Here is a 20,765-nt window from a genome sequence, read left to right as displayed (position 1 = left end):
GTCGGCCGAGGCCGGGCGGACCACTCCCGCCGGGGACCGGTGCGAGCCGTCCCCGGCCGCCGACGGATGGGATGCGATGCCGGAACCCCTGATCCCCGCCTCCGACGTCCGTGGCGACGCCACGGCCCACGACGCCACAGACCACGACGCCACAGACCACGACGCCACAGACCACGACGCCACAGACCACGACGCCACAGACCACGACGCCACAGACCACGACGCCACAGACCACGACGCCACAGACCACGACGCCACAGACCACGACGCCACAGACCACGACGCCACGGACCACGACGTGCACGGCCTCGTCCGGATCCGATTGCACGGCGCTCCCACACGAGTGCGGGAGGCCGTGGTGCACGAGCTCGGGGCACCGGCTCGCCCGCCGGAGGGCAAGCCGGACGTCACCGTCCGGTTCACCGACGAGCTGTCGGTCACCGGGTCGCTGCGCCTGCTCGGCCTGCAGAGAGTCGGCTTCGACGACGAGCACTTCTACCTGCTCGACGCTCGGGGCCGACGGGCGCGGGTGGATGTCGACCGGCTCGGTGACAGCGACGAGATCGTGTGCGAACGCGGCATCGACCGCGTTCCGCTGCTCATCCCGATCCTCGGCCTCCACCTCCTGCGTCGGGACCACGTGCTCCTGCACGCGGCGTCGTTCGTGTTCCGCGGCCGGGGCGTCCTGGTCACGGGGTGGCAGAAGGGCGGAAAGACCGAGACCCTCCTGCCCCTCATGGCGGCGGAAGCCGACTACGTCTCCGACGAGTGGACGGTCGTCCGCCGCGACCCGCCGGGCATGTACGGCTGCTCGGGCATCGCCCGCATCTGGGACTGGCACCTCCGCCAGCTGCCGCAGTACAGGGCCCGGATCGAGCCGCAGCAGCGGGCCCGGCTGCGGGCCTGGCGGCTGTACCAGCGGCTGTACCGCGCCGTCCCGGGACTGGACGGCCTGCGTACGCGGCCGGTGCCCGCGCTGCACAGGCTCGCAACGGACGGTGCATGGCGCTGGCAGGGTGTGGGCCCCGTCGACCCGACGCTGCTGTTCGGCTCCCGCGTGCGGCGGGGTCGGGCTCCGCTCGACCGGGTCATCCTGCCCGTCGTGGGCCGGGAGGGCGGCACCCAGGTCGTGCCGCCGGGCGCGGGAGAGGTCGCGCGGCGCATGGTGAGCTCGCAGGCCTTCGAGCGAGCGGCACTGACCACCGCCTACCAGGAGTTCCGCTACGCCTTTCCCGACCGCGTCAACCCGCTGCTGGAGACGGCGCGCGAACGGGAGCTGCTCCTGCTCACCCGCGCCCTCGCCGACGTGCCCGCTCACGAGGTCCGCCACCCCTACCCGGTGCGACTGCACGACCTGTACGCAGCCGTCGCACCGCACTGCTGACGGCAGGCCGGCACCGACCGCCTCGTCGGGCCGGCCCGGGGAGTGCCGTGGTAACCGGCGGTGGCGCACGTCTCCTGGGTGTGCCGAGCCAGACCCCGGACTCCCGGTTGCCGACTGCGTGGGGGCCCCTCCGCCCATCAGCTGTCCCCGATCGGGGGCAGCCGGGATCTCCCCCCGGGTCCCGGCGCCCCTGGTCGCGGCGTCCCTGATCCCGATGCCGCGGCCGCCTGTGACGGTCCCGGGTGCCCGCAGATGTGCACCCGGGACCGCCACTGGGTCCGACACCGTGCGCTCAGGCGCCGGCCTCGGCCCGGGCCACGACGTCGACCCGCGGGTCGGCCCCGGCGAGCCGCGCGACCAGGCGGGCGGCGATGCGCGCCTCCTCCATGGCGATCAGCCGCTCAACGGCTTGCCCTCGCTGGAACCGGGCGACGTCCCGGCTGACCTGCATCCAGGTGGGCCGGCGGCGGGCGGCGGCTCGCTCCCGGCGCAGGATGGCGATCGACTCGACCCCGTGCTTCCAGCCGATCTTCTTGCCCTCCTCACGGGTGCGGCTGTTGTAGCTGATGGGCACCTCGTACGGGCGGACGCCGCTCATCAGCATCCGCGCGGTGATCTGGGTGTCCAGGCCGAAGCCCTGCTCGTCGAGGTCCAGGCTGCGCAGCAGCGGCAGGGGCAGCAGCTTCAGGCACGTGTGCAGGTCGCTGATCGCCGCGTCGTAGAGGACGTTGGCGGCCAGCGTCGTCGCCCGGTTGCCCAAGGCGAACCAGAAGGACTGGTAGACGGTGTCCCGGCCGAAGAGCCGCGTGCCGTAGACGGTGGCGGCCCGCCCCTCGATCACCGGCTGCAGCATGCGGCGGATGTCCTCGGGGTCGTACTCGAGGTCGGCGTCGAAGACCAGCGCGTGCGTGCCGGTGGCGACGTCCAGCCCGGTGAGGACGGCGGCACCCTTGCCGCGGTTGCGCTCGTGCCGGCAGAGGACGACCTCCCCGTGCGCGCACCGGAACGCGGTCAGCAGGTCCCAGGTGCCGTCGGTGCTGCCGTCGTCGACGACGATCACCTCCAGCGGACACGGGAGATCGGTGTGCACGAGCCGGTTGAGCGCGAGCCGCAAGGTGCGCTCCTCGTTCAGCACGGGCATGACGACGGAGAGGCGGATCGCCTCGCCGGGGGTCGGGGCGGACGGTGCACGGGAGGTCGGCAGGGTCATGGCGGAGCTCCGGGGGGTGCAGGACTTCGGCTGGGCCGGGCGTCGTCGTGTCCACCCGTCCCCCGCCCACCCCGGCGGTCGGGGTTCCGGGCGGGGCGACGGACGCCCTGGTGGGCCGTCCCCGACGAGGGGGACCTGCAGGACCGTAGGAGCGTCCGACTCCTTTGGGAAGCGACCCCACACGACCCGGCAGCGCACGGTCGTATGGCGGACTCCCCGGCTCCTCGGACGCCGCGGTGAGCGCCGCGACGGCCGCCCTCCCGGGGGCGCCGCCTCCTGCGCGAGGTCTTGTTCCTCACCCGCCGATGGCGGCCCTGCTGGCCTTGCTGACCGTGCTGACCACCCTGTTCGCCCTGCTCCCTGGAGACCTCATGGGGGCCCGGGGCACCTCGAGGGTCGAGCGGCACGTCGCTGAACAAGGCCGGGCGCCGACCCTCCCCCTCGGTCCGGCCGGGGTGCCACCGATCGCTGCGGTGCGACAGGAGAACGCGGCGCACGTGGCCGCCTCGCTGCGGCTGGTGAACTACTACCCCTCGGGCTCCCCGTGGGAGCGCATGTGGACCGAGTGGTCCGAGGAGGTCCTCGACCGGGACCTGCACCGAATCGCCGACACCGGCGCGGAGATGGTCCGCCTCATCGTCTTCCCCTCGGCCTTCGGTTTCCCGGCGGTCGAGCCGGGCATGCGCGACCGGCTGGAGACGGCGCTGCACCTCGCCTCACGACACGGCCTGCACGTGCAGCTGACCCTGTTCGACTACTGGAGCGACTACGCCGACCTCGAGGGCAGCCGCACGTGGACGGCGTCCCTGCTGTCCGCATCGGGCGAGGACCCGCGGATCGCCGTGGTGGAGGTCCAGAACGAGATCGATCCGTCCAACCCGCAGGCCATGGCCTGGGCCCGCGACCAGATCGGGCTGTTGCACGACCTGCTGCCGACCACGCCGGTCACCGTCTCCACCAGCGGCCGGCTCGGTGTCGACGGCCTGGCGACCCTGCGAGAGGCCCTCACCGGCGCGCCGCCCGACCTGTTCAGCCTGCACTACTACGGCGACCCGGGCCTGGCGTACAGCACCTTCCGCCGGGCTGCGGCGGCCGTCGCCCCCGCGCCGTTGATCGTCGGTGAGGCAGGGCTGTCCAGCCGGCCGGAGGGGCCGGGCTCCCCCGGCCGGGCGCTCGACGAGGCCGACCAGGCCGCCTGGTACCGCGTCGTGCAGACCGCTGCCCGGGAGGCCGGCCTGCCGCCCGCGGCCCCGTGGACCCTCTACGACTTCCGTCGGGGTGGGGTACCGGAGGACCTGCCCGGCGCCGAGGTCGGTTTCGGCCTGCTCCGCACCGACGGCAGCCCCAAGCCGGCGCTGGCCGTCGTCTCCGCCGCCTTCGCCGGCACGTTGAGCGCGCAGCCCTTCAACGGCCGGTTCAGCCTGCTGGTGGGCGACGGCCAGCACGCCGCCGGCTGGACGCCGTGGAAGCCCACCGGTTCGGCGCGGATCAAGCGCGGACAGGGCGTCTCGGGGGACAACGCGCTGGTGTTCACGGGGACCCGAGCCCAGCGCGACGGCGTCACCTCCTGGTACACGGTGCCCGCGCAGCCGGTCCGCCCGGGGCAGCGGTGGACGGTGAGCGTGCAGGCGCGCGGTGCCGACGTCACCGGAGTCAATGACGTGACGCTCAGCTGGTTTGACGGCGACGGGGAGTGGCTGGCCAACACCAGCAGTTACCCGTTGCCGTCGGGTGCCGACGAGTGGCACTGGCTGATCGTCGGAGGGGCGCCGCCTGCGGAAGCCGAGGCGGTGCAAGTGCACCTGCGCAGCAGCGGCAACAGCGGCTCGGTCGCCTTCTCACGCGTCTCGTGGAAGGTCTCCGGCGGGTGACCCAGCACGCACGAGAACACCGACGGGTCGACGAATCGACGAGGCGGAGTTGCACCATGAGGACGATCGAGCAGGCGACGGCACACCTGCGACACCCACGGGTGGTCACGTTCGGGACCTTCGACGTCTTCCACGTCGGTCACCTGTCCATCCTGGAACGAGCACGGGCCTGCGGGGCGAACCTGACAGTGGGGGTCTCGACCGACCGGCTCAACCTGGCGAAGAAGGGCCGGGCCTCGGTCTACCCGGAGCACGAGCGGCGCCGGATCATCAACGCCCTGCAGTGCGTCGACGCGACCTTCTTCGAGGAGTCGCTCGAGGACAAGCGCGCCTACCTGGAGACGGCGGGGGCCGACGTCCTGGTGATGGGCGACGACTGGCGCGACCGTTTCGACCACCTGAACGACATCTGCCAGGTGGTCTACCTGCCTCGGACGCCGTCCATCTCCACCACCGCGACCATCGAGCGGATCCGCGCCGTCCCCCGCTGACGCTCACCCCCCCCCCCCCCCCCCCCCCCCCCCCCCCCCCCCCCCCCCCCCCCCCCCCCCCCCCCCCCCCCCCCCCCCCCCCCCCCCCCCGGACCACATCAGGAAGCGGACGGGGGGCGGCGGACCCCGGCGAAGGCGAGGACCCGCGTGGCCAGGCCCCCGCTCCTCGCGCTCATGAGGAGCTCCCGCACCTGCCGCCGCCGCAGCCGGAAGGGGTCCTCGCCGGTCGCGACGGCGTCCAGGGCGGCCAGCAGGTCGTCCTCGTCGGCCAGCGGCGGCCCCGGCGTCCACGTCTCGTACGGATCGAGCAGCAGCGGGCGGTCGGCGGTGTACGCGTCGAGGTCCGGGAACCAGATGACGATCGGCCGGTCCAGCAGCAGGAAGTCCAGCCACACCGACGAGACGTCGGTGACCAGGGCGTCGGCCTCGGCGAGGACCTCGTAGATGCCGACGCCCGCGGCCTCGAGGACCGTGTCGGTGAGCTCCAGGACGCCGGGGACCGACAGCGGGACAGCACGAGCCTCGTAGGGATGCCGCCGCAGCACCAGCAGGCACCGGCGCCGGGCGAGCAGCTCCCCGAGCCGGGCGGCGCCATCCGGGGACAGCAGGGGGGCGCTGGACACTCCTCCTCCGCCGCGTTCGGGTTCCCGCCCGCGGAACGTCGGCATCCACACGAACACCCGGTCGTACGCCGAGCGGTCGACAGCCACCCGCTCCCACACGTCCGCGTGCCCCTGGCACAGGTGCTCGATGCGAGGTGAGTGCAGGACCACCACGCTCTCCGGCGGGACGCCGAGCGCCTCGGCCAGGAGCGGGCGGTAGAAACCCGAACTGGCCAGCGTCCAGTCGGCGAGGACCACGTCCTGGCGCCCGTCCAGGCGGCCGATCGCCTTGATCGGCATCCCGTGCCAGACGTTCACCACGGTCTGCCGGCGGGCCAGCCGGGCGCTGTCGTAGACCGGATGGGTGAGGACGACAGACCTCGACCGCAGGTACTGCCAGACCGCCCCGAACGACCCGCGGCGGTACACCCGCACCCGCGCGCCCAGCACCTCCCGCACCCGGGTGGCGACCGCGTTCGCGGGGTGGGTGAGCAGCACGACGACCCTCCCCTCGACGTCCCGGCAGGCCTCCAGCAGAGGCGGTAGCGATGCGTCGGTGTCGGGATAGAGGTTCAGCAGGAGCTGCTCCCGCTTCGGGACAGCGGCGTTGAGCCGGTCCAGGGCCCGTCGGCCCACGACCCGGGCGACGTGCTGCAGCCGGTGGTGCACGGTTCTGTTCCCCCTCCCCGGGGCGGGCCCCGGTCTCGTCGTCCACCCCCGGCTCCGTCCGCCTGGGGGTCGCTTCAGTCGCCCGCGCGCAGCACCTGCTCGTAACAGGCCTGCGTCGCCCCGGTGACGTCGTCCCAGTCGGGCAGCGCGATCCGTGGTGGCCGTCGGGCCGCGGCGATCGCCGCGGCGACCTGGGACGGCGGCGCGTCGACGGGGACCAGGCTCGAGGACGGGGCCCCGGCCAGCGCCACGACGTCCCGGTGCGGCCCGATGTCGCTGGCGACGACGGCGGCACCAGCGGCCAGTCCCTCGGCGACGGTGAGCCCGAAGCACTCCCGGCGGCTCAGCGACACCACGACGTCCGCCACCCGGTACCAGCGGTACAGCTCGGCCGTGGACAGCCGGCCGCAGAACAGCACCCGGTCGGTCACGCCCAGCTCGTCGGCCCGTCGGCGCAGCGTCGGCTCGATCGGGCCGGCGCCCGCGACGGCCAGCCGGTACCCGGGCAGGAGGGGCAGGGCCTCGAGCACCCGCTGCGGCTGCTTGTACTCCTCGAGGCGGCCGGCGGCGACGACCAGCCGGCCACCGTCCGTCGGCACGGGCTGTGCGGCCCGGATCGCCGCGGCGTCGACCCCGTTGGGGACGACGACGCACCGCTCGCCGGCGCCCACGTACCGGGCGAACAACGCGGCCTCTGACGGGGTGGTGCAGACGACCCGCCTCACCTTCGACAGCACCCGGCGCACGGCGGCGGCGTAGCCGCGGTGCACCAGCTCCTCGATCACCCCCTCCCCCGGCCCCAGATAGTGCGGGGTGAACACCACCGGCGAACGGGCCGCCGCCAGCGCCGGCAGCGTGGTGAGGGCGTGGAAGTTGTGCAGGTGCACGACCTCCGCGCGGTCGGCCCCGCGACGCACCCAGGCCCACAGCGCTGGGGAGAGCCCCTGCCCCCGGCACCGCCCGACCGAGGGGAAGCGGCGGACGACCACCCCGTGCGGGTCCACCTCCCGGCGGGACAGCGAGACGTCGGCCTCCACCTGGGTGGCCACGGTGACCGCGTGCCCGCGGTCGGCCAGCCGCACCGCCAGCGCCGCGACGTGGTTCTCGATCCCGCCCAGGTGCGGCAGGTAGCGCGGGACGACGAGGCTGACACGCAGCGGCCGGTGCTCAGCCACGGATCTCCTCCGCACGGGAGGCCAGGGCCCGGTCGTAGGTGCGCCGGATCGCCGGCAGCACCCGGCCCAGCTCGTACCTGCGCGCGCGGGCCGGCGCGGCGGCGGCGAGCCGAGCCCGCAGCGCGTCGTCGCCGAGCACCCGGTCCAGGGCAGCGGCCAGCGCGCGGGGGTCGGCGGGCGGGACGAGCAGCCCCTCGACGCCGTCCCGCACGATCTCCCCGAGACCGCCGGTCGCCGACACCACGGCCGGGGTGCCGGCGGCCAGGCACTCGACGGCGACCTGCCCGAACGGCTCGGGCCACACCGACGGCACGACGCCGACGGCCGCGGCCGCCCACGCCGCCATGACCTGGTCGTGGGGCACGTCGGTGTGCAGCACGACGCCGGGCCGGTCCAGGTCGGGGGCGTCGGCCCGCGGCGTGCCGAGGACGACCAGCGGCGCGGGACGGCGCATGAGCTCGCGTGCCTCGAGCAGCACGTCGAGCCCCTTGTGCGGGCCCATCGCACCGACGAAGAGCAGGAACGGCTCGTCCGGGACGTCGAGGGTGAGCGGGATGCGGGCCAGGGCGGCGACGTCGTCCTGCACGAAGGTGGGAACGACGTCGACGCGGTCGGCGCCTCCGCCCATGCCCGGCCGGTTGTCGCGGGCCACCTGCCCGCTGATGGCGATCCACCGGTCCACGCGGGCGTGCAGTGGCCACATCGCCCGCAGCCCGGTGCTCAGCAGCGCCGCCTTGGGCAACCCGTACACCTCCCGGGAGCAGGCGGTGCAGCGCAGCAGCCGGGGCCCGGTCGGGCACCCGGTCCGCGTCTGGGTGTAGGTCTTGCGCACGCAGGCCGCCCCGTACTCGTGCAGCGTGGCCACCAGGGCGGTGGGCGGCGGTCGGCGCAGCGCGACGACCGACTCCAGGATCCAGCCATGGGCGTGCACGACGTCGGGGCGCAGCTCGTCGACGACCCGCTGCAGGCGGCGGACCAGCGCGGGGTCGGGCACGGTGGGGTGGAAGTGGTGCCCGGGGTCGCTGGAGAAGCGGCGCAGGTGCCGGGTCAGCCCGCGCAGCCGCAGCACCCGGTAGCCGTCCACCACCTCCTCGGCCGGCGCCCCGGGTAAGTCGAGGGTGGCGACGACGACCTCGTCGCCGTCCGCGGCCTGCTGCCGGCTGAGCAAGGCGACGTAGCGCTCCAGCCCACCCAGCGCTGGGGGGAAGGCGTCACTGACCTGCAGGATGCGCACCGCCTCACCCCTCCGCCGGGACGCGCGGGCGGCGCAGCAGGAAGGGGACGGCGAGGGCGCCGGCGGTCTGGGCCAGCAGCCACGCCACCCCGCCGCCGGCGATGCCGAGCCAGGCGAGCAGCGGGACGGCCGCGACGAGGGCCAGCACGGACATGCCCGTGTTGAGCACCGCGGCGGTGCGCAGCCGACCTCGGACGCGCAGTGCCGCCACGGCGATGTTGGTGACGGCGTCCGGTACGGCCGAGAGGGCCAGCACCCACAGCAGCACCCGACCCCGCTCGGCGTAGCCGGGCCCGAGCAGCGACAGCACCGCCCCGGGGGCGACGGCCACCACCAGCAGCGGCACGGCCAGCAGCACCAGGACCAGGACGACGGCCGACCGGACCGACGAGTGCAGCGCCGATCCGTCCGCGCCCGACCGTGCCATGTAGGCGTTGGCCACCGCGGGGCTGACGGTGAAGAACAGCGCACCGAGCAGCCAGGTCGGGTAGAAGTAGCCCGCCGCCTCCGGTCCGAGCCGGGACAGCACGACCACGGGCAGCAGGTACACAGCACCGGCCGCCCCCAGGCTCGTCACGTGGTGGCCGGTGTAGAAGCGCCGCCGTCCCCAGACCGACGGGATCGCCCGGCGCAGGTGCTCGAGCGCGCCGCGCGGGCGCAGCACCAGCAGCGCGACCACGTCGGCAGCGACGGTGGCCAGGGCGTGCGCCCAGATCAGCAGCTCGAGGGTCGCCGCACCCGGCAGCAGGAACACCGGCAACCGGGCGACCCCGGCGAGCCCGCCGCGCCACAGCATGACCGGTGTTCGGTGCACGGCCAGGGCGAAGACGTCGATGAACTGCCCGACGCCGGTGCTGACCACCAGGACGACCAGCGCGAGCGCCAGCCCCGACTCCGCGGCCGGCTCCAGGGAACCGACCAGCCGGGGGACGACGGTCACCAGGACCACGCCGCCGGCCAGGGACAGCAGTGCGACGGCGACGCAGGCAGCGACGGCGTTGGCACGCCGGGTGCGCACGTCGGCGGCCTGGGCGAGCAGCGGGATGCTGCCCACGACCACCCCGGTGCTGGCGACCAGCGCCGTCGCGTGCACAGCGCTGACCAGGCTGCCCGACAGGCCGGTGACCGCGGGACCGCTGTCCCGCGCGGTGAGCGCCCAGAACAGGTAACCGACGACGGAGGTGACCGCCTGGGTGGCCAAGATCAGCAGGCTGTTGCGGTAGAAGGTCTTCGACATCGTGCGAGTGACCACGCCGCGCACGCCCCCGCGGACGGCGGACCGGACCGGGGTGGTGCTCACGGCTCCCCCACCTGCAGGCGCAGCGTCAAGCTGAGCTCCTCACCGGTCTCATCGCTGACGGCGTTGACCGTCGCATCGTGCTGGCCCGGCTCCGGAGGTGCCGTGGCCTGCAGCGAGACGACGTCGTCGGCCGCGACGCGCACGGTCTGCGCGTCCTGGGCCCGACCGTCGACGGCGACGGTCACCAGGCCCGACCACGGCTGCCCGTCGCTGCGCGCCAGCTGCAGCGGTAGGGTGATCGGCTCCTCCGGCCGGACGTCGACCGGGCCGGTGAGGTCGGCCAGCTCGCCCGCATAGGCCAACTGTGCGTAGGGGCCGCTGTCGGGTCGCTCCTGCCAGGAGGCCGACCAGGCCACCACGGCCGCGAACACCCCGACGGACAGCACCGTCGGGGTCAGGCGCCGGGCAGTCTGCCGCCACGACGGGAACGGTGGGACGGCGACCCTCGCCCCAGGGTGCGCGGGCCGGACCAGCAGCACCCAGGCGGTCGGCGGCAGGGTGAGCACCAGGAGCCCGATGCCGACGTTGACCGGCGACACCGGGGCCCCCACGGCGCCGACGGAGACGCCCACGAGCGGCAGGAGGGCCAGGCTCAGCACGAGCGCCAAGACCAGTGCCGGGGGCGTGCGGGCCGGCTGCCCGGTGCGCCAACGGGCCAGCGACAGCCACGCGTACCCGGGGGCCAGGAGCACACCGGGCAGCGCGAGCGGCGTCCGGACCACGGCCGGCAGGCCCAGCGCGGTGGCGGCCACGGCGAGCAGCAGACAAGCCGTGAGGGCCAGCGACAGGTCACCGGGCGCGGAGCCGACCTGCTGGCGGGTCTGCAGGTCGACGGTCACGGGCCGGCCACCTCGCAGCCGGGCTGGTCGCACTGAGGAGTGCCGACCGAGGTGAAGTCGAGCCGGTACACCGAGTAGTTCGTCGTCGCGAGCACCTTGGTCGCCCAGGGCGCGGCCTCGAACCGGTCGAGCGCCTCCTGCGGCACCTGCGACTGCCGGGCGTCGGGGTCGTAGGGCTCGTCGCCCCGGATGGTCGGCTCGCCCTCACGGGAGAAGTACGTGCCCTCGGCCGGTACGTAGCGGGACAGCCGCTCGTCGACGACCAGGTAGGCGAAGTCGCTGGTGTCCAGCTCGTGCACCAGGTAGGGGTCCGGGGGGCCGGCCTCGAAGAACAGGTCCCACACCCGGAAGCCCGGCCCCGGCTGGGCGCTGACCGCGTCGCCGTAGGCCACCAGGGCCTGGTTGGTGTAGCGGTCGGAGACCGTGCGTGCGTCCGGATGGCGACGGCCGAACTCCTCCGCCAGCGCGATGACCTCGGGCGTCAGGGACCGAGGGGCCGACCCGAGCTGGTAGGGGCCGGGAAACCGGTAGGCGTCGTTGGGCCCGGCGCCGGTGTTGCCCACCATGACGGCGGCCAGGACGACCGCGACGGCCCCGGTCGCCCAGCGTCGCCGCGGGTCCCGCCACAGCAGGAGGGCCAGCGCCGCGGCCACGACCACGGCGACACCGACATAGGTGAAGGCCCAGCTGCGCCGCGTCCCCTCGTAACCCTCGGGTGTGAACAGCAGCGGCAGCGACGCGAAGTAGAGGCCCCCGACCGCGGTCAGGCCGAGCGCCGTCCGGCGGTGGGACCAGCCCGCGAGCAGCCGGGTGCGCCAGAGGACGGCGAGGAAGGCGGCCACCAGGAACAGCGGGGCGGCCATGCCGAGCAGCCGCTCGTACAGCGGCTGCACGCTGCCGGCGAACAGGGTGCGCTGGCTCTCCTCGCCGGTTGCGTGCTGGGAGAGGCTGCCGAACGCCTTCTCCGCGTAGGGGACCAGATAGGACCACGTGGTGTCGGCGACGGTGAGCACCCACAGGGTGAAGCCGACCGTTGCGGCGCCCAGGACGAGGGCCCAGGGTCGCCACTGGCCGCGGGCCGCCGGGTCCAGCCGTCGGACGACGGTGTGCGTGGCGAGGACGACCCCGGTCAGGACGATGAGCACCAGGGTGGTCAGGTGGTGGGTGGTGATGCAGGCGAGGACGAGGACGACGGCGCCGGCCAGCCGCAGCGCCCTGGGGGACTCCGTCGTCCGGACGGCGCCGACGGTGAGGGTGAGCACCCAGAGGAAGAAGCAGACCGCCAGTGACTCGTAGGAGAACTGGGTGTCGAAGTACAGGTAGCTCGGGTTGAGCCCGTAGACCACCGCCCCGAGGCCCGCGGCCCGGGGGTCGGGCAGCAGCATCCGGCCGAGCACGAGGACCGCGACGACGGCGGCGACGTGTGCCATCAGCAGGACCACGCTGGCCGCCCCCCACACCGGCAGGCCCGTCAGCCCCGTCACGGTGGCCGTGACGATGTGCAGCCCGGGGAAGTCGCCGATGATCTGGATCAGCGGGTTCTGCTCGTAGAGCTCCCGCGAGGCGAGCAGGTCCTCGACGGCCCGGTAGTGGGGCGGTTCGTCGTGGTACGTCGGCCCGTAGGGATTGCGCAGGAACTTGGGCACGTAGGTGACGACGCCGAAGGACACGACCGCGACGGTCCGCGCCCGGGCGGAGGCGCCCGCGGAGAGCAGGACGGCCGCGAACGGCGCGACCATGACCAGCATCCCCATCCAGAAGACGCCGTAGTAGAGCGTCGGTGAGCCGCCGTCGCGCGCCACCCGGTAGCTGGCGGCGACGACGAGCACCTCGGCCGCGGCGATCAGCCAGGCGACCACGGGCAGGACGACCGGGCCGGTCGGCGCGGCGGTGGGAGCAGGGGCCGGTGCCGGGTCCGCCGCCCGCGGCGACCGGGACTGCAGCAACGTCATGCGAGCAGCTCCCGGTAGGCCTCGACCGTGCGTCGCCAGTCCCCCGCCGGCTCGAACCGCCGGCGTGGCTGCCCGGCCACCCGTTCCAGAGCGGCGCGCAGCGCCGCCACGTCGCCGCCCGGGACGACCCGGACACCGTCGTACCCGGAGGTGACCGCCCGCAGGGCGGGCAGGTCGTACACCACGACCTCGAGGCCCTGGGCGAGGGCGATGTGCAGGGGGCCGCTCGAGGACGCCCTCCGGTAGGGCAGCACCAGGACGTCGGCCTCGGCGAAGACGAACGCGGCCTCCGCGTCGCTGACGTAGCGGTTGACCACACGCACCCGGTCGCGGTGTGGAGAGTCCGCCAGCAGCCGCAGCGGCTCGTCCCACCCCTCCCACGTCTCGCCGACGACGGTGAGCACCAGGCGCTCGGCCACCGGTCGCGGCAGCCCGCTGAACGCCTCGACCAGGTCCTCCAGCCCCTTGTAGGGACGGATCAGGCCGAAGGAGAGGACGTCGCGGCACTCGCCCTCGGCGACCTGGACGGTCAGGGGGTCCTCGGCGAACTCGGGAGGCGCTGTCGCGGCAACGGCTGCCAGGTGGTCGTAGGGTCCGTGCGGCGCCACGGCCGTGCGCGTGCCGGCGAGTCTGAAGCCGGCGGTCTCGAGGGCCTCCCGGTCCGCCTCGTGGTGCAGCAGCACGCCGGAGGTCAGGCGGAGCAGGGCACGGAGGACCAGCCGTCCGTAGCGGCTGAGCAGCCCGGCCTTCCCGGCCTCGCCCGGGTCCTGCACCTCGTGCACCTCGAGCAGCACGGGCACCCGGCGGAGCCGGGCCAGCAGGGCCAGCAGCAGGTAGGTGTGTCCCACCGCGGCGGTCCACCACTGCAGGACGAGCACCTCGGGGCGCTGTCGGCGGAGGAAGCCCAGGGCCTGCACGAGGCTGCGGCCCCACCACCAGTCGACCCCCTCGAAGTGCGGAACTCCCTCGTAGTCCAGGCTGGTCAACCGGTCCCCGACCCGGGCGGCGCCCGGGTAGAGCCGGCGGGGCAGCAGCCGGCGGATGAGCAGCGCTGAGGTGACGTAGTCCTCGCGCAGGGCCCGGACCAGCGTGCACGTGTACACCGAGACCCCACCGAGGAAGTGGAACCCGGGACCCACGACGCAGATCCGCGTCCTCATGCGCTGCCGCTCCGGGAATGCCGGACCGTGGACCGGCCCTCCAGCCTCCTCACGTAGCGGAGACTGCGCACCAGCCAGTAGGCGTGGAACCACGTCCTCGACCGGCGCCTCGGGTTGACCAGCACGAACACGTGACTGACCCGCACGTCCCCGCCCCAGCGCAGCTTGGCGGTGTCCACGCCGGTCGGGAAGCAGACCGTCCGTCGTCCGGCCCGGGCGGCCTCTTGGACGGCCTCCCACTGCAGGAGGGTCACCGCACCGAGCCCCCAGTGCTCCGCGGCCACACCCGAGACGGACAACCACGTGCGGTCGCCGCAGTCGAAGGTGAGCAGGGCTGCCACCGCCGTCCTGTCCCGCAGGAGACGGAAGACCCGAGGCCGGGCACGGGCACTGCTCCGGGCCACGGCGTGCACCAGCGCCACCTGGGACGTGCCAGCGAAGACGTCGTCGTGGGCCACCACGCCGTCCATCCCCGCGCGGGCACGGTGCAGGCTGCGGAGGTCGTCGACGGCGTGGTCCCAGCGCGCGTCGTCCGGGCCGACGCAGTCGACCGTCCAGTCCCCGGAGAGCCGCTTGACCCGGTTGCGGCTGCGCCGCAGGCTCTCGCGGAGGTTCCGCTTGAGGACAGGCGACTCACCCGACGAGGGCAGTTCGAGCACGACGGTGGGCACCACCTCCTTGTGCACCACGACGGCTGGGGCCAGGCCCGCGTCGGTTGCCCAGCGCGCCTCGAACCACGCCTGGTCCTGTCCCAGGGGGAGTTCCACCCAGTCCCAGTCCCGGCGAGCGGCCAGCCAGGCGACCGTCGCCGCGAGGACGCGGCGGGCGCAGGCGGGGTCCACCAGCAGCTCGGGCAGCTCGTGCAGCAACGGCTCGTGCAGCGTCCCGAAGGGCTGCAGCGCTCGGACGCCCAGGCGACCCGCGCCCAGCCGCGCCTGGAACAGCGGGAGGACGGCCACCAGCTCACGGGTCGTCGTGCGTCTCACGGTGAGGATGCACTCGTGCCCGCTCGGCACGAACAGCTCGCACCAGGCGAGCTGGGCGTCCGGGTCGCTGAACGGCGACCAGGTGCCCACCCGGCGGTGCAGGTCCCGCCACTCGGGCAGCACGCCGACGACGTCCCGGCGGGAGACGGCTTCGACGACGAGACCAGCGGACGGCCCCCCGATCTCCGCTGCGCGGTCACCGGGCTGCTGGCACTGCACCGGCTCGACGAGCCCTCCCTGGTCGAGCATCAGCCGCGTCCGGCCGGCTCGAGCAGGAGAGCGCGCCGCGCGACGGTGAACAGGGCCCAGTCCCGGCCGCCCGCCGTGCGCACGAAGGCCGGACGCGCCTCGACGACCTCGGCGTGCACCGGGTTGTGATAGGCGAGCTGCACCAGCCGCGGGTCGTGCCGGACCGACTCCTCGATCCGTTCGAGGACCCGGCGCAGCGTCCAGGGTCCGAAGGAGTTGTAGAGGAAGACCAGGACCGGCCCGGAAGGCAGGACCACGTCGACGGCGTCGTGGCACAGCACCGAGGACGTCGGGACCGACCCGGCTCCCGCCGAACGCCGCTGGGCGTGACGGGCGAGGTTGCGCCGAGCGTCCGCAGCCAGACCGGGGTCCAGTTCGATGCCGACGACACGCCGGAAGCCCGCGTCGGCGGCCAGCAGCAGGGCACGTCCGCGCCCCGCACCCAGGTCGAGGAACGTGGTGTCACCCGGCCGCAGGGTGGTGGCCGCGAGGATCCTGCGGAACTTGCGCACCGGCACCGGCTGGTAGACGTGACCGTCCGCACCGGCCGAGGCCGTGAGCACGCGCTCGTTCTTGACCATGCCGCGCGTGGTGGTTCCCAGCTTGAGGTCGACCGCCGTCTCGAGGAGGTAGGCGCCGGCTCGTCGTGCGCTGCCCACGGAGAGGGTGGCCGCGGTCCCGAGCGCAGCCGCCAGACCACGCCGAGCAGCGACCTCGGACACGTCCGTCCGGAAGCGGTGGGCCTTGTCCAGGGCCGTGCGCAGGAACGGCACCGATCCCCCGAGGGTGGTCATCCCTTTCCCCCACGTACCGCCAAGCGCTGCAGGCGGAACCAACCGGGAACGCTGCGCTGCAGCACCGGGTAGGTCCGCCGCACGCCGCCGAACTGGCTCTTGAACCGCTCGATGCCCTCGTCCGGCAGTCCGACGAGGTCCAGCGTGTGCAGTCCGTTCTCGCTGGCCCACCGGATGCTGTCCCAGTGGAGCAGCGTGTTCGCATGGGTGGAGCGGTGCTGCGGGAGGACGCCTCCCTGCCAGACCTGACCCGCTGTGCCCAGACCGAGTGTCACCAGCGCGCCGACGTCGTCGTCGCCCCGGCGCGCGACGGCCCAGCGCACCCTCAGTCCGCACCGCGCCAGGTCAGAGGCCCGGGGCGGGAAGTCACCCGTGTAGCCGGGAGACATCCCCCGGGCGGAGAAGGCCTCCCGGACGACGCGCGCCAGGACCTCCTCCGGATCGTCCGCTGCGGCCAGGACCACACCGGCGCGTTCGGCCCTGCGCACCTTGGTGCGGGCACGTCCCTCGAGCCCGGCCCACAGCCGGGAGACGTCCTGGGAGGTGTCCACGACGTAGGTGCCGTCCTGCGTGACGGCGAAGCCGTGCCCCTCGAGGTCATCGCGGCCCACCGCTGCGAGCGGCGAGAAGCCGAACTGCGAGACCACCGCTCGGCGACGCCTGGCCAGCCTGCGCAGCGCCCGGAGCACTCCGGACAGGTGCTCCAATGGGATCAGCGGGCCCACGTAGGGGAAAGGCAGCCAGTTCACCGTCGTGACCGGGCCCCGTGTGCGGGAGAGCCAGGGCACCACCCCGACGTCAACCCCGTCGACGCACGCGATCAACGCCGTGAACCTCGTCCGGGTCATGCGTGCCGCCAGGTCGAGCCAGCCGTACGAGTGGAACGGCGTCACCGTCGAACCGGATGCGTGCGCGGCGACCGCCCAGCGCTCCGGGTCGCGGGTCTCCGCCAGCTCGATGCCCGGGCCGCCGGACACGCCACGCCTCGACGAAACGAACGGCGGGGAGGTTGCGCCGTGGACCACCTGCATCCTCTCGGTCGGTGAACAGGGGCGGAGTCGCGAGCCGGGGACGGCGCGCACCCATCGGGAGAGGTGACGCACGGGGTCGCCGGTTACCACGCCGATGTCCCGAGGCCATCGCGCGACGGCCGGCGTCCGGCGGTTCGCGGCACCCAGGCAGGATCGACGGCGTGACCATGCCGCGTGCCCGCTGGACCAAGCGGGCCGTAACGCCGACCCTGGCGCTGCTGGCAATCGGCCTCCTGGACTCGGCCGCGGCGATCCGGCCCTGGCCGCTGCCGGTGGTCGGTCTGCTCGACGAGCCCGCTCACCTGCTCACGGCCTGGCTCTTCCTCGCCGCGTCCCCTTGGGCGCGACGCCGGCTGGACCTGCGCTGGGTCCTGCTCGGCGCGGTCGCGATCGACGTCGACCACCTGCCGCTGTACCTGTGGGGCGCGCTGGCCAGCTCGCCGGGTGGGCGCCCGGTCACCCACTCGCTGATCACGGTGCTGGTGCTGCTTGTCGTCGCCGCCCTCTCCCGGCGGCTGCGCACCGCGGCGACCGGCGTCGCCGTCGGCGTCCTGCTGCACTTCGTGCGGGACGTCGCCACGGGACCCGGCCTGCCGCTGGCCTGGCCACTCTGCTCGGGCGGTGCGCTGCTGCCGTACGGGCTCTACATCGGGGTCGTGGCCGCTGTGACCGCCCTCGCCGTCGCCCGCCGGGTACACGCCTTCGAGAGCCGCTCACCCCGGTCCGGTGGGGTACGCGGGCAGAGCCGGCGGCCACCGACCGGTGATACCAGCCGGACGTGAGACCGCTCGTTCCCCGTGTCCGGTCACCCGCAGCGACCGGTGCCGCACTCATCCCCGCCACCGCCGGCAACGCCAACTCGGCCGACTGACCCTGGTCGAGTACAAGACACTCACTCTCGCTGAAGTGACCCCCGTCGGCTGAACACCTCCAGACTTGGCGCAAGCCGAGGAGGGAGGGCCCGTTGGGCCGACGGAGCAAGTACCCCGAGGAGTTTCGGCAGCGAGCCGCGCAGCTGGTCCTGGACAGCCGGCGCAGCGTCCGTGACGTGGCCGGCGAGCTGGGGGTCAACCACGAGACGCTGCGGAACTGGGTCGCGGCCGAGCGCCGTCAGCGGGCCGAAGGGCCGGCCGCGCTCAGTGAGCCTTTCCCAGTAGCGGGCGGCTGGCAGGTCGGACCGGACACGCCGACGAGCGCGAGGTGACGAAAGGAAGCGCAGGACCTCGGTAGGAGGGACGTCTTCTCACGGATCGTCTGCCCCACCCGAGGTCCTGCTGTGTCCGATCCTGTCACCTACACCGCCGTGCTCCCGGTCGCCGAGGAGACCGTGCAGTTCGTGTCGGGCCTGTTGGCCGCCGAGCGGCGCCGACGCCGCACGCGGCCCAAGCGTCGAGCGCTGGGCTGCTACCGGCAGGCGGTGTTGGTCCTGCGCTGGTTCATCGACGGCGCCCGGCTGGCCCAGTTGGCCGCCGACAACGACATCGGCGCCTCGACCGCCTACCGCTATCTGCATGAAGGCATCGACGTCCTCGCCGACCGCGCGCCCGGACTACGCGGCGCGCTGCTGGCGGCCCGCGCCGCCGGCCACTCGCATGTCACCGTGGACGGCACGCTGATCCGCACCGACCGCTGCTCGGCGCCGGGTCCGACCGCCCGGACCGACCGGTCCGGCCGCCAGGTCGACCTGTGGTGGTCGGGCAAGCACGTCGCCCACGGCGGCAACGTCCAGGTCATTGCCACGCCCGACGGCTGGCCGATCTGGACCTCGGACGTCCGGCCGGGGCGCGAGCACGACACCACCGCCCTGCGCACCCATTCCGAGGCGCTGCCGCTGCTGACCGAGTGGACCGACGCCGAGCACGCCGTACTGGCCGATCTCGGCTACGAGGGCGAGCGCGCGGCGCTGACCACGCCGATCAAGAAGACCTCCGACGCGCCGTTGACCGACGACGAGGCACCGTCAACCTGCTGCACGCGGCCACCCGAGCTCCGGCCGAACGCGGCAACTCGCTGCTCAAGACCACCTTCAAGGCACTGCGCCGGGTCAGTCTCTGCCCCTGGCGCATCGGCGCCATCACCGCCGCCGCTCTCGTCCTGCTGCACCATCAGCACGACCGCACCACATGATCAGCGGGCCGGCCGAGCCGTTACTGGGAATGGCTCACTGTCACCAACCGGCCGGAAATGGCGCCTTCTCCAGGTGGGCGTGCGGCGCCGGACGCCGGCCCACGGGGCCACACGACGAGGAGGGCGAGATGAGCAACGCGCAGCGACCTCAGGAGCCGGTCTCCGGCGACCCGCTGCTGCTCACACCGGAGGAGGCCGCCGCGGTGCTCCGCCTCGGGCGCACGACGGTCTACGCGCTGATGAAGGCCGGCGAGCTGCACGCGGTGCACATCGGCCGGAGCTGCCGCCTCTCCCGCGCCGAGCTCGAGCGCTACGTGCAGCACCTGCAGGCTGCCCCACCGCCTCAGCCGGCCCGGACGCGCTCTCGACGCAGAAGAACCAGCACGGATCAGGACAGGCTCTTCGACGTTGTCCACAGTCGGCCGGACCGGCCCTGACCTGTGGATCCACGACGGCCCACGTCGGCCCGACCGCAGACACTCGTCGCCTGGTGACGGCGAGAGGGGTCAGTGGTGAGTCCACGGACGCCGCCGAGCGGGTCCTCGGCGAAGCGTCGCGGCAACAGGGAGGGATCCACGCCGCGACGCCGACCGGACGGGCGCTGGCAGATCAACGTCCGGGTCACCGACGACCTCGGAGTGGCCACCCGTCACACCGTCTACGGCGACACCTCCCAAGAGGCGCGTGACAAGGCGGCCGGCGATCCGGCGGAGGGGACTGCTGCAGGTTCGGTTGACGGCGGTTGGGACTGATCACGCCGCGACGGCGGCCTGACTGGTGAAGGCGAGTTCGTACTCGACCGGGGTGAGCTCGCCGAGGGCGCGCTGGCGCCGTCGGCGGTTGTAGGTGTGCTCGATCCAGAACACGATCGCGCCGTGCAGCTCGTCGCGGGTGCGCCAGCGGCGGCGGTCCAGGACGTTCTTCTGCAGCAGCGCGTGCCAGGACTCCATCGCGGCGTTGTCGCCGGCGGAGGCGACGCGGCCCATCGAGCCCTGCAGCCCGGCGGCGGTCAGAACGGCGCGGAAGGATCTTGCTCGGAACTGCGATCCGCGATCGCTGTGCACGACCACCACGCCGGCCGGCTGGCGTCGGGCCACTGCCGTGCGCAGGGCGGTGACGGCCAGCTGCGCGGTCATCCGCTCGTCGAGGGCGTAGCCAACGATGCGGTTGCTGAACAGGTCCTTGATCGCGCAGCAGTAGAGCTTGCCTTCGGCGGTGGAGTGCTCGGTGATGTCGGTGACCCAGGTCTGATCAGGGTGCTGGGCGGTGAAGTTCCGCTGCACGTGGTCGTCGTGCACCGCCGGACCAGGGCTCTTGCCCGCGCGCCGACCCTGGCGCACCCTGGTCGACCACAGCTTCTGCTCCGAACACAGCCGCCAGATGCGCCGCTCACCGGCGACCAGACCGACGCCGGCGACTTCGTCGGCGAGAAACCGGTAGCCGAACTCCGGGTCGTCGCCGTGGGCGTCGATGAGGGCGTTGGTGAGGTAGGCGTCCTCGAGGTCGCGCTGGCTGATGGGAGCGCCAGTCCAGGCGTAGTAGGCCTGAGTCGAGTGGCCCAGCACCCCGCAGGTCAGCCGCACCGGGATGCCCTCAGCGGCCAGGTCGCGGACCAGCGGGTAGCTCTGTAAGCCTCGGTGGCGGCGGCCCGGTGAGGACTGCCAGGGTCGGTGCCGGTGATCGCGAGTGGC

General features: G+C 73.7%; 18 protein-coding genes and 1 pseudogene. 7 read left to right on the top strand and 12 right to left on the bottom strand.

Annotated features, from left to right (window positions below; genetic code table 11):
* Positions 1 to 76 precede the first annotated feature (76 nt).
* Positions 77 to 1,384: a hypothetical protein gene (locus tag CHB98_RS21340; RefSeq protein ID WP_179224146.1), complete on the top strand. Its 1,308-nt coding sequence runs from the start codon at positions 77 to 79 to the stop codon at positions 1,382 to 1,384.
* A 292-nt stretch (positions 1,385 to 1,676) separates the two neighbouring features.
* Here the strand turns inward: CHB98_RS21340 and CHB98_RS03625 are convergent, their stop codons facing one another.
* Entirely contained in the window at positions 1,677 to 2,594 is a 918-nt protein-coding gene (locus tag CHB98_RS03625; protein ID WP_218822231.1) for a glycosyltransferase family 2 protein, read from the bottom strand.
* A gap of 473 nt (positions 2,595 to 3,067) precedes the next feature.
* Between CHB98_RS03625 and CHB98_RS03620 the strand changes: the two genes are divergently transcribed.
* Positions 3,068 to 4,465 carry a glycosyl hydrolase gene (locus tag CHB98_RS03620; RefSeq protein ID WP_143424923.1) on the top strand — a complete coding sequence of 466 codons (1,398 nt, stop codon included), beginning with the start codon at positions 3,068 to 3,070 and terminating at the stop codon, positions 4,463 to 4,465.
* A 56-nt stretch (positions 4,466 to 4,521) separates the two neighbouring features.
* Positions 4,522 to 4,956, top strand: coding sequence for an FAD synthase family protein (locus CHB98_RS03615; RefSeq protein WP_089304263.1), 435 nt, complete (start codon positions 4,522 to 4,524; stop codon positions 4,954 to 4,956).
* Between the two features lie 98 nt (positions 4,957 to 5,054).
* Here CHB98_RS03615 and CHB98_RS03610 read toward each other — a convergent pair whose 3' ends face one another.
* The 10 genes from CHB98_RS03610 to CHB98_RS03570 form a co-directional block, all read right to left on the bottom strand.
* Positions 5,055 to 6,227: a CDP-glycerol glycerophosphotransferase family protein gene (locus CHB98_RS03610; RefSeq protein ID WP_179224144.1), complete on the bottom strand. Its 1,173-nt coding sequence runs from the start codon at positions 6,225 to 6,227 to the stop codon at positions 5,055 to 5,057.
* A 74-nt stretch (positions 6,228 to 6,301) separates the two neighbouring features.
* Entirely contained in the window at positions 6,302 to 7,402 is a 1,101-nt protein-coding gene (locus CHB98_RS03605; RefSeq protein WP_179224142.1) for a glycosyltransferase family 4 protein, read from the bottom strand.
* Complete coding sequence (locus CHB98_RS20940) at positions 7,395 to 8,636, bottom strand: glycosyltransferase family 4 protein (protein ID WP_143424922.1); 1,242 nt, start codon at positions 8,634 to 8,636, stop codon at positions 7,395 to 7,397. Before CHB98_RS20940 ends, CHB98_RS03605 begins: the two co-directional genes overlap by 8 nt.
* A gap of 4 nt (positions 8,637 to 8,640) precedes the next feature.
* A complete protein-coding gene (locus CHB98_RS20935; RefSeq protein WP_143424921.1) occupies positions 8,641 to 9,936 on the bottom strand; it encodes a polysaccharide biosynthesis protein in 1,296 nt (431 codons plus the stop codon).
* Positions 9,933 to 10,775 carry a hypothetical protein gene (locus CHB98_RS03595; RefSeq protein ID WP_089304260.1) on the bottom strand — a complete coding sequence of 281 codons (843 nt, stop codon included), beginning with the start codon at positions 10,773 to 10,775 and terminating at the stop codon, positions 9,933 to 9,935. The genes CHB98_RS20935 and CHB98_RS03595 overlap by 4 nt, the downstream gene beginning before the upstream one ends.
* Positions 10,772 to 12,727 carry a hypothetical protein gene (locus CHB98_RS03590; protein ID WP_089304259.1) on the bottom strand — a complete coding sequence of 652 codons (1,956 nt, stop codon included), beginning with the start codon at positions 12,725 to 12,727 and terminating at the stop codon, positions 10,772 to 10,774. The genes CHB98_RS03595 and CHB98_RS03590 overlap by 4 nt, the downstream gene beginning before the upstream one ends.
* On the bottom strand, positions 12,724 to 13,887 hold the full coding sequence (locus CHB98_RS03585) for a glycosyltransferase (protein WP_089304258.1): 1,164 nt from the start codon (positions 13,885 to 13,887) through the stop codon (positions 12,724 to 12,726). The genes CHB98_RS03590 and CHB98_RS03585 overlap by 4 nt, the downstream gene beginning before the upstream one ends.
* Complete coding sequence (locus tag CHB98_RS03580) at positions 13,884 to 15,122, bottom strand: GNAT family N-acetyltransferase (RefSeq protein ID WP_089304257.1); 1,239 nt, start codon at positions 15,120 to 15,122, stop codon at positions 13,884 to 13,886. The genes CHB98_RS03585 and CHB98_RS03580 overlap by 4 nt, the downstream gene beginning before the upstream one ends.
* Positions 15,122 to 15,916 carry a methyltransferase domain-containing protein gene (locus CHB98_RS03575; protein ID WP_143424920.1) on the bottom strand — a complete coding sequence of 265 codons (795 nt, stop codon included), beginning with the start codon at positions 15,914 to 15,916 and terminating at the stop codon, positions 15,122 to 15,124. The genes CHB98_RS03580 and CHB98_RS03575 overlap by 1 nt, the downstream gene beginning before the upstream one ends.
* Positions 15,913 to 16,893 (bottom strand): GNAT family N-acetyltransferase, encoded by a 981-nt coding sequence (locus CHB98_RS03570; RefSeq protein ID WP_179224140.1) that lies wholly within the window; start codon positions 16,891 to 16,893, stop codon positions 15,913 to 15,915. Before CHB98_RS03570 ends, CHB98_RS03575 begins: the two co-directional genes overlap by 4 nt.
* A 221-nt stretch (positions 16,894 to 17,114) precedes the next feature.
* Between CHB98_RS03570 and CHB98_RS03565 the strand changes: the two genes are divergently transcribed.
* From CHB98_RS03565 to CHB98_RS03550, 4 genes and pseudogenes are all read left to right on the top strand, one after another.
* A complete protein-coding gene (locus tag CHB98_RS03565) occupies positions 17,115 to 17,729 on the top strand; it encodes a metal-dependent hydrolase (protein ID WP_245820959.1) in 615 nt (204 codons plus the stop codon).
* Positions 17,730 to 17,911: 182 nt separating this feature from the next.
* Entirely contained in the window at positions 17,912 to 18,151 is a 240-nt protein-coding gene (locus tag CHB98_RS22945; RefSeq protein WP_089304254.1) for a transposase, read from the top strand.
* Between the two features lie 72 nt (positions 18,152 to 18,223).
* Positions 18,224 to 19,074 (top strand): annotated as a pseudogene (locus CHB98_RS03555) (HARBI1 family protein).
* 128 nt (positions 19,075 to 19,202) lie between these two features.
* Positions 19,203 to 19,511, top strand: a complete 309-nt coding sequence (locus tag CHB98_RS03550; protein WP_089304253.1) for a helix-turn-helix domain-containing protein — start codon at positions 19,203 to 19,205, stop codon at positions 19,509 to 19,511.
* A 315-nt stretch (positions 19,512 to 19,826) separates the two neighbouring features.
* Here the strand turns inward: CHB98_RS03550 and CHB98_RS03545 are convergent.
* Positions 19,827 to 20,765 (bottom strand): IS3 family transposase (locus tag CHB98_RS03545; protein WP_143424919.1); only part of this gene is annotated, 939 nt, incomplete at its 5' end.

The organism is Geodermatophilus pulveris (genome assembly GCF_900188375.1).
Lineage (GTDB): Bacteria > Actinomycetota > Actinomycetes > Mycobacteriales > Geodermatophilaceae > Geodermatophilus > Geodermatophilus pulveris.
Note: the sequence above shows the minus strand (reverse complement) of the source record. Positions and strands in the feature narration are given on the sequence as shown.